At 65.7% G+C, this 11,575-nt stretch carries 12 protein-coding genes and 2 pseudogenes; 9 read left to right on the forward strand and 5 right to left on the reverse strand.

The genetic code is table 11. The annotated features are described in order from the left end of the window. From G3436_RS22925 to G3436_RS22935, 3 genes and pseudogenes are all read left to right on the forward strand, one after another. On the forward strand, positions 1-293 hold a 293-nt coding region (locus G3436_RS22925; RefSeq protein ID WP_163949844.1), incomplete at its 5' end, for a DUF2076 domain-containing protein. Between the two features lie 58 nt (positions 294-351). Beyond that, a pseudogene (locus G3436_RS22930) lies at positions 352-866 on the forward strand (LabA-like NYN domain-containing protein). Between the two features lie 19 nt (positions 867-885). Beyond that, positions 886-1,491 (forward strand): exonuclease domain-containing protein, encoded by a 606-nt coding sequence (locus G3436_RS22935; protein WP_163949846.1) that lies wholly within the window; start codon positions 886-888, stop codon positions 1,489-1,491. Here G3436_RS22935 and G3436_RS22940 read toward each other — a convergent pair. Beyond that, positions 1,488-1,946, reverse strand: coding sequence for an Lrp/AsnC family transcriptional regulator (locus G3436_RS22940; protein WP_163949848.1), 459 nt, complete (start codon positions 1,944-1,946; stop codon positions 1,488-1,490). The two genes, G3436_RS22935 and G3436_RS22940, sit on opposite strands and share 4 nt — an antisense overlap. A gap of 152 nt (positions 1,947-2,098) precedes the next feature. On the opposite strand from G3436_RS22940, the gene yedA reads away from it, so the two are divergent. From yedA to G3436_RS22955, 3 genes and pseudogenes are all read left to right on the forward strand, one after another. Next, on the forward strand, positions 2,099-3,031 hold the full coding sequence (gene yedA, locus G3436_RS22945) for a drug/metabolite exporter YedA (RefSeq protein ID WP_163949851.1): 933 nt from the start codon (positions 2,099-2,101) through the stop codon (positions 3,029-3,031). After that, entirely contained in the window at positions 3,028-3,882 is an 855-nt protein-coding gene (locus G3436_RS22950) for a hypothetical protein (RefSeq protein ID WP_163949854.1), read from the forward strand. The genes yedA and G3436_RS22950 overlap by 4 nt, the downstream gene beginning before the upstream one ends. A gap of 67 nt (positions 3,883-3,949) precedes the next feature. Then, a pseudogene (locus G3436_RS22955) lies at positions 3,950-5,280 on the forward strand (DEAD/DEAH box helicase). Positions 5,281-5,393: 113 nt separating this feature from the next. Here G3436_RS22955 and G3436_RS22960 read toward each other — a convergent pair. The 4 genes from G3436_RS22960 to pmrG form a co-directional block, all read right to left on the reverse strand. Beyond that, on the reverse strand, positions 5,394-6,563 hold the full coding sequence (locus G3436_RS22960) for a TIGR03862 family flavoprotein (RefSeq protein WP_243667271.1): 1,170 nt from the start codon (positions 6,561-6,563) through the stop codon (positions 5,394-5,396). 215 nt (positions 6,564-6,778) lie between these two features. Then, entirely contained in the window at positions 6,779-7,693 is a 915-nt protein-coding gene (locus G3436_RS22965; protein WP_163949859.1) for a histone deacetylase family protein, read from the reverse strand. A 62-nt stretch (positions 7,694-7,755) separates the two neighbouring features. Continuing rightward, positions 7,756-8,592, reverse strand: a complete 837-nt coding sequence (locus G3436_RS22970) for a phosphatase PAP2 family protein (RefSeq protein ID WP_163949861.1) — start codon at positions 8,590-8,592, stop codon at positions 7,756-7,758. Next, positions 8,513-9,286: a lipopolysaccharide core heptose(II)-phosphate phosphatase PmrG gene (gene pmrG, locus G3436_RS22975; RefSeq protein ID WP_163949864.1), complete on the reverse strand. Its 774-nt coding sequence runs from the start codon at positions 9,284-9,286 to the stop codon at positions 8,513-8,515. Before pmrG ends, G3436_RS22970 begins: the two co-directional genes overlap by 80 nt. A gap of 154 nt (positions 9,287-9,440) precedes the next feature. Between pmrG and G3436_RS22980 the strand changes: the two genes are divergently transcribed. The 3 genes from G3436_RS22980 to G3436_RS22990 all read left to right on the forward strand — a co-directional run bounded on the left by G3436_RS22980 (position 9,441) and on the right by G3436_RS22990 (position 11,545). Further along, on the forward strand, positions 9,441-10,010 hold the full coding sequence (locus G3436_RS22980) for a GNAT family N-acetyltransferase (protein ID WP_163949867.1): 570 nt from the start codon (positions 9,441-9,443) through the stop codon (positions 10,008-10,010). Between the two features lie 75 nt (positions 10,011-10,085). Beyond that, positions 10,086-10,955 carry an acyl-CoA thioesterase II gene (tesB, locus tag G3436_RS22985; RefSeq protein ID WP_163949869.1) on the forward strand — a complete coding sequence of 290 codons (870 nt, stop codon included), beginning with the start codon at positions 10,086-10,088 and terminating at the stop codon, positions 10,953-10,955. After that, complete coding sequence (locus tag G3436_RS22990; protein WP_163949872.1) at positions 10,952-11,545, forward strand: HAD family hydrolase; 594 nt, start codon at positions 10,952-10,954, stop codon at positions 11,543-11,545. The genes tesB and G3436_RS22990 overlap by 4 nt, the downstream gene beginning before the upstream one ends. Positions 11,546-11,575 lie beyond the last annotated feature (30 nt).

Genomic DNA, 11,575 nt, shown 5'->3' on the forward strand with positions numbered 1-11,575 from the left:
CCAGCAGTTTCCTCGGCGGGGCGCTGCAGACTGCCGCCGGCGTGGCCGGCGGGGTGATGCTGGCGCAAGGCATCAGCAGCCTGTTCAACCACCATTCATCGCCGCCGCAAGAGGTCACCGAGGTGATCAACGAAGCCCCGACACCGGCCGCCGACAGCGGCTGGGGTGGCAACCAGGAGCAGCGCCTGACGGCTGACAACGGTGGCTACAGCCAGGACCAGGGCGGGTTCACAGACACCCACTACGCCGATGACGGTGGCGGCTTCTTCGCCGACGACGACGCCTTCGTCTGACCGCACGCATACCCGTGCAGCCTCCAGGCTGGCATACTGGGCGCCGAACGGCCCCGGTATGCGCGGTCGGCCCCTGGCGCGACGAGGAAGTGCGGTGAAGAAGATTGCGGTGTTCGCCGATGTCCAGAACCTCTATTACACCGTACGCCAGGCTTACGGTTGCCACTTCAACTACGCCGCCTTCTGGGCAGACGTCAGCCAGCGGGGCGAGATCGTCGAGGCCGTGGCCTACGCCATCGACCGCGGCGACAGCAAGCAGCAGCAGTTTCAGCAGATCCTGCGCAACCTCGGTTTCACCGTCAAACTCAAACCCTACATTCAACGCAGCGACGGCTCGGCCAAGGGCGACTGGGACGTGGGCATCACCCTGGATGTGATCGATGCCGCGTCACGTGTCGACGAAGTGGTGCTGGCCTCGGGCGACGGCGATTTCGACCTGCTGCTCGAGCGGGTGATCAACCGCCACGCGCCGAAGCGGTGGCCTATGGTGTACCGGGGCTGACCGCCAACTCGCTGATCCGCGCCGCCAGCCGCTATGTGCCGATCGAAGGCGCACTTTTGCTCAAGCACTGAGTTCACCCCGAGGTTTTTTGTGGAACGTATTGCCGTCATCGACTTTGAAACCACCGGTATCTCGCCGGGAGCCTACTGCCGCGCCACCGAAGTGGCGGTGGTGATGCTGGAGCGCGGGCGCATCGTCGACCGTTACCAGAGCCTGATGAATGCCGGCATACCGGTGCCCGCGTTCGTCGCCGGGCTCACCGGCATTACCACGGCGATGCTGCGCAGCGCGCCCGCCAATGCCCAGGTGATGAACGAGGTCGCCAGCTTTGTCGGCAGCACGCCGCTGCTGGCGCACAATGCGTCGTTCGACCAGAAGTTCTGGGACTATGAGCTGGGCCTGATCGGCCGTTCGCGGGTGCAGTCGTTCGCCTGTTCGATGCTGTTGTCGCGGCGCCTGCTGCCGGCCGCGCCCAACCACAAGCTCGGCACCCTGACCCGTTGGGCCGGCCTGCCGGACACCGGTACCGCGCACCGGGCCATGGCCGATGCCGAGATGGCCGCCAACCTGGCCCAGCACCTGGCCGGCGAACTGCGCCAGCGCCACGGTATCAGCGAGGTATCCCATCCACTGTTCTGCAGCTTGCAGAAAATCCCCGCCGCCAAAATCGCCGAAACCCTCAAGCGCTATCGCTAGGCTTTCTTGCCATTGCCTTCCAGCTGACCCAGCGGCACCCGCCGCTCGACGGCGCTGGAGAGGATGATCGAGGTCTTGCTGAAGCCAAACTGCGCCACGCGGTTGATCAGCTCTTCAAGTTCCGGCATCGAGCCCACCGCTGCCTGCATGATCACGCAGGGGTCGCCGGTCACGCGGTGGCACTCGGTGAGCTGCGGGATGCGCGTCAGGTCTTCATAGGCCTGCTGGTTGCCGTGGCTGGCCAGGCGCAACTCGATCACGCACTGGATCGGCAGGCCGATCTTGCTCATGTCGACCTTGGCCTGGTAGCCGGTAATGACGCCGCTGGCTTCAAGTTTGGCGACCCGTTCTGCCACGGCCGGTGCCGACAGGTTGACCTTGCGTGCGAGCTCGGCGAAGGAGGCGCGGCCATTGTCCAGCAGCGCGGCAAGGAGGGTGCGATCGTATTTGTCCATGGGGTGGGTTTCTCTGCTTTTGAATCGATGGTGAATCAGGGGAAAATCCGTTTTTTCGAATGTATACCAGCACGATAAACAGGCTTTGTAGCTTAAAGTTGCGCGTTCAGCTTTTTAAACTACAGCCACACAATCATAAGTTCGAGCCTCCCATGCCTGCCTCTCGTCGCTTTCCGTTGCTGCTGATCGGCGCCTTCCTGGCCCTTTACCTGGTGTGGGGGTCGACCTACCTGGTGATCCGCATCGGCGTGGAGTCGTGGCCGCCGCTGCTGATGGCCGGCGTGCGCTTCATGCTGGCCGGCAGTTTGCTGTACGCCTTCCTGCGCTGGCGCGGGGTGCCGGCGCCCAGTTGGGCGCAGTGGAAGGCTGCCGGTGTGATCGGCGTATTGCTGCTCAGTTGCGGCAACGGCGGTGTCACCGTGGCCGAGCATGCCGGTGTCGCCTCCGGCGTGGCAGCCCTGGCGGTCGCGACCGTGCCGCTGTTCACCTTGCTGTTCGGGCTGTTCTTCGGGCACCGCAACACCCGCCTGGAATGGGCCGGCATCGGCCTGGGCCTGCTGGGTATCGCGTTGCTCAACCTGGGCTCGAACCTGCAGGCCAGTCCGCTGGGTGCTGCGCTGATCCTGTTTGCCGCCGCGTCGTGGGCCTTTGGTTCGGTCTGGAGCAAAAGCCTGCCGTTGCCGGCAGGGCCGATGGCCAGCGCTGCCGAAATGCTGGTGGGCGGCGCGGTGTTGCTGCTGGGCAGCGCGCTCAGCGGTGAGCGCATGACCCAGATGCCGACCGCCGCCGGTTGGGGCGCCTTGCTCTACCTGGTGTTCTTCGGTTCTATCCTGGCCTTCAGCGCCTACATGTACCTGCTCAAGCACGTGCGTCCGGCCGCTGCCACCAGCTATGCGTATGTGAACCCGGCGGTGGCGGTGCTGCTGGGCATTGTGTTTGCCGGCGAGCAGATTGGGGTAGAGGAATGCCTGGCGATGGCGGTGATTATCGGCGCGGTGGTGTTGATCGGGCTCCCGCAGTGGCGCAAGGTGCCTGCCAGCGTGGCCACACCGGTCGACGCCTTGAGGGGTGAGTTGTCCAAGTGAAGCGTCGTATTGCCATGGCAGGCGTATTGGTGGGGATGTTGTCCGGTTGCAACGAGCAGGAAGTGGGCCTGAGTTTTCAGGTGTCGGTGATCGACCCCTACACCTATGGCCATGCGGACGCGTACTACGCGCAGGCGGTTCGCAGCCTGCTGGCCGAGCAGCAGATCGACCCGGCCCAGGTGCAACTATGGGCCGATGACGATAACCCGTGGGTGCTGAACCTGCGCCTGCCCGGCGACCTGTTGACCCCGGCACGGCGCGAGGCTTTGCAGGCAACGGTCGACGCCGTGCAGGCTGCGCGCCAGGCGGTCACCGGTAATGTCACCCTGACCCTCGCGGATCGACCGGACGAGCCGATCGCGCTGCGCCTGGCCTTCCCCAACGATATCGCGATCAAGAGCGACACCACGCTCAGCCAAGCGCTGCGCTCGCTGACCGAGAACACGGCGCGTGCGCGGGTCGATTGCCGGGTGCCGGTGCGGTTCAGGGCCAACCTGCCGTTCGAAGTGCTCGACTACAGCCAGGGCGTGATGACGCTGCGCACCCCGGACCAGAAGGTCAGGCGTACACCCGTGCACCTGGAATTCGCCGATGGCGGGTTGCGCAATCAAGTGGGGCGTGGGCAGGTGACGGTCAGTTTCAGCCGCGAGAAGCACCGCGACCATATGATCTTCGAACTGGGATCACTCGGGATGCAGAGCTGGACGCCGATGTCGGCGCGCGATTCGAGCCTGAACGAGATCTATGGCCTGTGCCGTTCACGCGCCACCCAGTTGGGGCGGCCGCTGTCGCTGTTTGTCGGCAATGGCCTGGACCGCCTGACGTACGTGTACCTGCCGCCCGCCGATTGAAGCTCGGTGAAGCAGCGCCGAACAGGGTAAACTTGCGCTATTGCTGAAATCCCCTGACGGTATTGCCATGACATTCGCCAAACTTGGCCTGATTGAACCCTTGCTGCGCGCGCTCGACACCCTCAAGTACACCACGCCGACCCCGGTACAGGCGGCGGCGATCCCGGCCGTGCTGGCTGGCCGCGACCTGATGGCCGCCGCGCAGACCGGCACCGGCAAGACCGCCGGTTTCGCCTTGCCATTGCTGCAGCGCCTGGTGATGGAGGGTGAAAAGGTCGCGAGCAATTCGGTGCGTGCGCTGGTGCTGGTACCGACTCGCGAGCTGGCCGAGCAGGTGCACGCGAACATCGCCGAGTATGCCGAGCACCTGCCGCTGCGCACCTACGCGGTGTACGGCGGGGTCAGCATCAACCCGCAGATGATGAAGCTGCGCAAGGGCATCGACCTGCTGGTGGCAACGCCCGGGCGCCTGCTCGATCTGTTTCGCCAGAACGCGGTGAAGTTCTCGCAGTTGCAGGCGCTGGTGCTCGATGAAGCCGACCGCATGCTCGACCTGGGTTTTGCCGAAGAGCTGCGCTCGATCTATGCCGCGTTGCCGGCACGTCGTCAGACCCTGCTGTTCTCCGCGACCTTCTCCGACGAGATCCGCCTGATGGCCGGGCAGATGCTCAATGACCCGCTCAGCGTCGAGGTCAGCCCGCGCAATGTGGCGGCCAGCAGCGTCAAGCAGTGGGTCGTGCCGGTGGACAAGAAGCGCAAGCCTGAACTGTTCATGCACCTGCTGCGCAAGCAGCGCTGGAAGCAGGTGCTGGTGTTCGCCAAGACCCGCAATGGCGTGGACGCGCTGGTGGAGCGGTTACAGGCGCAGGGCGTGAACGCCGACGGCATCCACGGTGATCGCCCGCAGGCCACGCGCAGCGTGCGCTGGACAGCTTCAAGGCGCGTGAAATCCAGATCCTGGTGGCCACCGACGTGGCGGCGCGCGGGCTGGATATCGATGACTTGCCGCTGGTGGTCAACTTCGACCTGCCGATCGTGGCCGAGGATTACATCCACCGTATCGGTCGCACCGGGCGCGCCGGCAACACCGGCGAGGCGATTTCGCTGGTGTGCGCCGACGAGGTGAACATGCTGTCGGCGATCGAGATGCTCACGCGCAAGACGTTGCCGCGCCATGAAGAGCCGGATTTCGTGCCTGAGCACCGTGTGCCAGAGACCGATGCCAGCGGGCAGGTGGTGAAGAAGCCGAAAAAGCCCAAGAAGCCCAAGCAGAGCGGCAGCAAAGGCAGCCTGGGGCGTTGGACCGACAGCGGTGATGCGCCCGCAGTGGCGCCGCAGGTCAAGCCGGTGCGCAAGGTGCCGACGTTCAATACCGGGCCGCGTAAGCGCAAGCCTTGAAATAGCCAGGGGCTGCGCTGCAGCCCATTCGCTGGCAAGCCAGCTCCCACAGGAATGTCACCGTTCTTGAGTACTGCTGGGTACCTGTGGGAGCTGGATTGCCAGCGAAAGCCTCACCGCCGCAGCCACTCCAGTACCCCAACCCCCGCCCCCCGCCCGCTGGCAAAACAGGCCGTGAGCAGGTAACCCCCGGTCGGCGCCTCCCAGTCGAGCATCTCGCCCGCACAGAATACCCCCGGCACCTGTCGCAGCATCAAGCCCTGATCCAGCGCTTCAAACTTCACCCCACCCGCACTGCTGATCGCCTCATCCAGTGGGCGAGGGCGCACCAGTTCGATCGGCAAGGCCTTGATCGCTGCCGCCAACTGCGCAGCATCGGCAAACACCTGTGGCCCGGTCAGCTCACGCAGCAATGCCGCCTTGACCCCCTCCAGCCCCAACTGGCCGTGCAGGTGCCTGGCCATGGAGCGTGAGCCGCGTGGTTTGCGCAGCGCCGCCTCAATCGTGTGCACAGGCTTGTTCGGCAACAGGTCGAGCAACACCGTGGCGCGGCCTTCGCGGTTGATCGCCTCACGAATCTGCGCCGACCAGGCATATACCAGGCTGCCTTCCACACCCTGTTCGGTGAGCACCAACTCGCCCAGGCGCGGGACCTGCCCGGCCAGGCTCAGGGCAATGTTCTTCAGCGGGGCGCCGGCGAACTTGCTTTTGAGCACCTCGCTCCAGCCCGCCACTTCGAAGCCGCTGTTGGCCGCCTGCAACGGCGCAATGTCCACGCCACGGGCCTGTAGCCAGGGCAGCCAGGCCGCGTCCGAACCGAGCCGGGCCCAACTGCCACCGCCGAGCGCGAGCACCACGGCATCGGCCTGCACGCTCAGTTCACCCTGTGGATAAGCGATCCGCAGCGCACCGTCGGCGTTCCAGCCGAGCCAGCGGTGACGGGTGTGGATAACTACCCCGGCGTCACGCAGGCGCTTGAGCCAGGCACGCAGCAGCGGCGCGGCTTTCATGTCGGTGGGGAACACCCGGCCGGAGCTACCGACGAAGGTGTCGATGCCCAGGCCGTGGATCCACTGGCGCAAGGCGCTGGCATCGAAGCCCTGCAACAGCGCGCCGATCGCGTCGGCGCGCTCGGCGTAGCGCGAGAGAAAGGGCGCAGCGGGCTCGGAATGGGTGATGTTCATGCCGCCCACGCCGGCCAGCAGGAACTTGCGCCCTACCGAGGGCATGGCGTCATACAGGTCGACCTTCGCGCCCGCCTGGCTGAGCACCTCGGCGGCCATCAGGCCGGCCGGCCCGCCTCCGATAATGGCAACGTGGGAGGCGCGTTTGGGCGAGTGTCGGTCATGGGCGGCTGCAGGCTGGGGATAAAGAGCCGGCATTCTACCCGACGCAGGCCCTTGCAGGCACTGTACAAAAAACACTCAGTGCTCTGCAGGGCCCGTATTCAAAGGGCGGGAAGGGCTTGCGCGCAGGTTATCCACAGGCGGTTCCACAGTCATTGTGGGTAATTGAGTACCCGCTGTGCACTGTGGTGCAGGATGCCGTGGCGCCGTGCCAGGGCCTGACGGTCCTTGCTGTAGCCACCGCCGATCACGCCGACTACCGGGATGTCGCGGCCTATGCAATGGCGCAGCACGGCTTCGTCACGCGCGGCGACACCGGCGTCGGTCAGTTGCAGGTAGCCCAGCGCATCGTCCTTGTGTACATCCACGCCGGCGTCATACAGCACCAGGTCGGGCTGGTAGAGCGCCAGCAGGTAATTGAGCGCATCGTCCACCACCTGTAGGTACGCCGCGTCGCCCATGCCGCGTGGCAGCGGGATGTCCCAGTCGCTCTGCGCCTTGTGTGCAGGGAAGTTCTGTTCGCAGTGCAGCGACACGGTGATGGCGTCCGGGGTGTCGTGCAGGATGCGCGCAGTGCCATCGCCCTGGTGCACGTCGCAGTCGAAGATCAGTACCCGGTGCACGCGCCCGGCTTCGAGCAGGTAGCGGCTGATCACTGCCAGGTCGTTGAAGATGCAGAAACCGGCCGGGTGATCGTGGTGGGCGTGGTGCGTGCCGCCGGCCAGGTGACAGGCGATCCCGTGCTGCAAGGCCTGCTCGGCGGCCAGCAGCGAGCCACCGACCGCGCGTACCGTACGCCTGGCCAGCGCTTCGCTCCAGGGCAGGCCGAGGCGGCGCTGGTCTTCGCGGCTGAGCTCGCCGTTCATGTAGCGCTCGATGTAGCTGCGATCATGTGCCAGCGCGAGGATGTCGTTGGGGCAGATCTCGGGGCGCAGCAAGGCCGCGTCGGTGGTCAGGCCGCTGTCGACCAGGTGGTCGCGCAGCAGGCGGAACTTGTCCATCGGGAAGCGGTGCTCGGCAGGGAAGTCCGGGCTGTAGTCGTCGTGGTAGATCAGGGGCAGGGGCATGGCAGCTTCTAACCGGGGCAGGCCTTGATCTTGCCAGTTGCTGCCTGCCGCGCGCCAGCGTTCTACACCGGCCGCAGGTCGGCGGATGGCACTGCGCCAGCAGGCACGCGGCATGCCTGCGCGCGGGCCGGTGCCTGCAGCGCAGGCCTGCCATAGAAGAATAGCGCCGTGACCCAACTGGTCAGCCACACGAAGATTGCGGCCCAGAAGGTGTGCGACATGTAATGCCAGCCCTGCAGCACGCGGGTGGTGCCATACAGCGTACCCAGCAGCACGATGAAACCCAGCAGCTTGCCGGCGTGCCGCCAGCGCCAGCGTCGTGCGACAAAATACAGCGCCATCAGGGTGAACCCGCTGGAGGCATGCCCGCCGGGCCAGCAGCGCCCGTCGCCGGCCTTGTGTAGCAGATCGAAGTTGGCGAACCATTCCTGGCGCAGGTGAGGGCCGCCATACAGCGTGGTTTCCACCGGGCAGTACACGCTGGTGTGGCTTTTGAGGTAGTGAATCACTGTGGTGCACAGGGCAAAGGCCACTACCACGTACAGCAGGTCGCGCCGGTGGCGCGTGGTGAAGCGCAGCAAGGCGGCCAACCGGGTGCGTTCCAGCAGGCGGGTGGCAGGTGCCCGCGGATGGTCGGCAAAACGCGGCCAGGCGAATGACAGCACGGAGCCGATCAGCGCTGCTTCGCCGGTACCGTTCGGTAGCACCCGCGGCCACTTGTGGGTCACCCGCTCGAACCAGGCGTTGTGCAGCAGGGCGAACTGGCCGCTGGCAGGGTCCAGAAACAGGTTGCTGATCCAGCGGTCGAGTTCGGTCAGGTCAAAAAGCAGGAACACAGCGAGCGCGAGCAGCAGCGGCAGGCCCAGGTTGTTCAGGTAGAACGCTTGGCGTGGGGTCATGTTCAGGGCGCCTGCGTGCCAGCAGCTTGCGCCACTCGGGTGCATTCATCCGCCCCAGAATGCGGGGTTTGCCGTTGGCCCCCACCGAGACGAAGACGGCTTGTGCATAGTCGCTTGAACGCTGGCCACCCGGCACACCGAGCTGGCGTTCGAGCTGGTCGATGCAACCGCTGTGGGTTACCAGCACCAGGTTGCGCTCGGCCGCCTTGCGCGCCAGGGCATTGCCGGCAAAGTCGTGGTTGCACTGCTGCAGCCAGTCTTCGCGGTTGGCCAGGGTGCCGAACATGAAGTGTGCCGTCTGCTGGGTGCGCAGCAGCGGGCTGGCCAGCACGTCGGTGCGTTGCAGGCCAAGCTGCTGCAGGCCTTCACCGACCTGGGCGGCGGCTTGGCTGCCGGCGCGGGTGATGCCCTGCGGGTCGTCCAGGCAGGGGTTGGTGGAGCGGTCGCAGCGTTCGGCATGGCGTACCAGCACGATCACTTCGCCCTTGGCCCAGTCGGCGTACACGCCGCTGCTGCGCATCTGACTTTCGCTACCCAGGTCCACGATTGCTACCCCTCTGTCCAGCCACAGGCTGAGGATTGCCAGTGCCGCGATTGCGCACAGGCTTGCGAACATTCGATTCGACAGGCTCAGCCATCGTCGACGGGTGCGCGCGGGGATGGGCGCGCCTTCAAGTAATGCCGGGTGCAACATGGGACCGCTCCGCTTGCCACTGCAATGCCTGCACGGTAGGTAAATGCCTGTGGGCAAAGGGTGAAGCGGATGTGAAAAAACCGGCGAGCGCGCCGGCTCGCCCGGATTCCCTGCCTACGCTGTAAACTGCAGGGCACTGAACACGGAGCAGGCCATGACCCCGATACTTGAGCTGACCAGCGCGCGGCTGCGGTTGCGCCAGTGGCAGGACGATGACCTGACCGAGTTTGCTGCCCTGTGCGCCGACCCGCAGGTGATGCAGTATTTCCCGGCCCCCTTGAGCCGGGTCGAGGCTGCGGCGCTGATTGGCCGCATTCGGGGCCATTTTGCCGAGTACGGTTTTGGCCTGTGGGCGCTGGAGCGCCAGGACTCGGGGGCGTTCATCGGCATGACCGGGTTGCTGCATGTGGGCTTCGACGCGGCCTTCACGCCGGCAGTGGAGATCGGCTGGCGCCTGGCGCGTCGGCACTGGGGCCAGGGCTTTGCCAGCGAGGCCGCCTGGACCTGCCTGCGCTGTGCGTTCGCCCAACTGAGCCTGGAGCAGGTGGTGTCGTTCACCACCCAGGGCAACTTGGCGTCGCAGAAGGTGATGCAGGCCATCGGCATGCACCCCGACCCGCTTGGTGACTTCGAGCACCCGCGGCTCGACCCCGGCCACCCATTGCGCCCCCATGTGCTGTACCGCATCAGCCGCGCCCAATGGCAGGCCACCCTGCGCGGCTGAATCGCAGAACATACAGGCCGCCAATGACAAACCCTGTATTATTTGCGCCCTGGGCCTTGCTTTGGAGAATCTCGAATGAGCCACGTGTTGGACGACCTGGTCGACCTGTTGAGTCTGGAAGCGATCGAGGAAAACCTGTTTCGCGGACGTAGCCAGGACCTCGGCTTTCGCCAGTTGTATGGCGGTCAGGTACTGGGCCAATCGCTGTCGGCGGCCAGCCAGACGGTAGAACAGGCGCGCCATGTGCATTCGTTGCATGGCTATTTCCTGCGCCCGGGCGATGCCTCGATGCCGGTGGTGTACTCGGTGGACCGGGTGCGCGACGGCGGCAGTTTCAGCACCCGCCGGGTGACGGCGATCCAGAAGGGCCAGCCGATCTTCACCTGCAGTGCATCGTTCCAGTACGACGAGCAAGGCTTCGAGCACCAGGGGCAGATGCCGCAGGTGGTCGGCCCCGACAACCTGCCGTCGGAGGTGGAGCTGGCCCAACGCATGGCCGACCAGTTGCCCGAGCACATTCGCGACAAGCTGCTGTGCGCCAAGCCGATCGAAGTGCGCCCGGTGACCGAGAAAGACCCGTTCAACCCCAAGCCTGGCGACCCGGTGAAGTACGTCTGGTTTCGTGCCGACGGCAACCTGCCCGACTCCCCGGCGCTGCACAAGTACATGCTGGCGTATGCGTCGGATTTTGGCCTGCTGACCACCGCGCTGATGCCGCATGGCAAATCGGTGTGGCACCGCGACATGCAGTTGGCCAGCCTGGACCATGCGCTGTGGTTCCATGGCAACCTGCGCGCCGATGACTGGCTGCTGTACGCCATGGACAGCCCATGGGCGGGCAATGCGCGAGGGTTCTCGCGCGGCAGTATCTTCAACCGTGCCGGGCAACTGGTAGCGTCGTCGTGCCAGGAAGGGCTGATCCGCCAGCGCAAGGACTGGGCATGAGCCTGCAGCAGATCCGTCACTGGGTGTTCGACATGGATGGCACGTTGACCGTGGCCGTGCATGATTTTGCGGCGATTCGCGAGGCGCTGGAGATCCCGCCGCAGGCTGACATCCTGACCCACCTGGCGGCGTTGCCGGCGACCGAGGCGGCGGCCAAGCACGCCTGGTTGCTGGAGCACGAGCGGGACCTGGCGCTCGCTTCGCGGGCTGCGCCGGGTGCCGTGGAACTGGTGCGCGAACTGGCATCGCGGGGCTGCTCGCTGGGGATTCTGACGCGCAACGCGCGCGAGCTGGCGCATGTGACGCTGCAGGCGATCGGGCTGGCGGACTGCTTTGCCGTGGAGCATGTGCTCGGTCGTGATGACGCACCGCCCAAGCCGCATCCGGGTGGGCTGTTGCAGCTGGCGCATGCGTGGGGCGTGGCCCCGGCCGAAATGGTGATGGTCGGGGATTACCGCTTTGACCTGGACTGCGGCCGGGCGGCGGGCACGCGCACGGTGCTGGTGAACCTGCCGGACAACCCGTGGCCGCAACTGGTGGATTGGCATGCGGCTGATTGTGGGGTGTTGCAGGGGATGCTCGGCAGCTGAATAGTGATGCCCCCATCGCGGGTCAAGCCC

Origin of the sequence: Pseudomonas brassicae (genome assembly GCF_010671725.1) — a bacterium.
Taxonomy (GTDB): Bacteria; Pseudomonadota; Gammaproteobacteria; order Pseudomonadales; family Pseudomonadaceae; genus Aquipseudomonas; species Aquipseudomonas brassicae.

Bases quoted from the DNA above. Each gene is read 5' to 3' on its own strand.
- G3436_RS22940 (WP_163949848.1), bottom strand. From the start codon at position 1,946: ATGGACAAATACGATCGCACCCTCCTTGCCGCGCTGCTGGACAATGGC.
- yedA (WP_163949851.1), top strand. From the start codon at position 2,099: ATGCCTGCCTCTCGTCGCTTTCCGTTGCTGCTGATCGGCGCCTTCCTG.
- G3436_RS22960 (WP_243667271.1), bottom strand. From the start codon at position 6,563: ATGGCCGCCGAGGTGCTCAGCCAGGCGGGCGCGAAGGTCGACCTGTAT.
- G3436_RS22965 (WP_163949859.1), bottom strand. From the start codon at position 7,693: ATGCCCCTGCCCCTGATCTACCACGACGACTACAGCCCGGACTTCCCT.
- G3436_RS22970 (WP_163949861.1), bottom strand. From the start codon at position 8,592: ATGACCCCACGCCAAGCGTTCTACCTGAACAACCTGGGCCTGCCGCTG.
- pmrG (WP_163949864.1), bottom strand. From the start codon at position 9,286: ATGTTGCACCCGGCATTACTTGAAGGCGCGCCCATCCCCGCGCGCACC.
- G3436_RS22980 (WP_163949867.1), top strand. From the start codon at position 9,441: ATGACCCCGATACTTGAGCTGACCAGCGCGCGGCTGCGGTTGCGCCAG.
- tesB (WP_163949869.1), top strand. From the start codon at position 10,086: ATGAGCCACGTGTTGGACGACCTGGTCGACCTGTTGAGTCTGGAAGCG.
- G3436_RS22990 (WP_163949872.1), top strand. From the start codon at position 10,952: ATGAGCCTGCAGCAGATCCGTCACTGGGTGTTCGACATGGATGGCACG.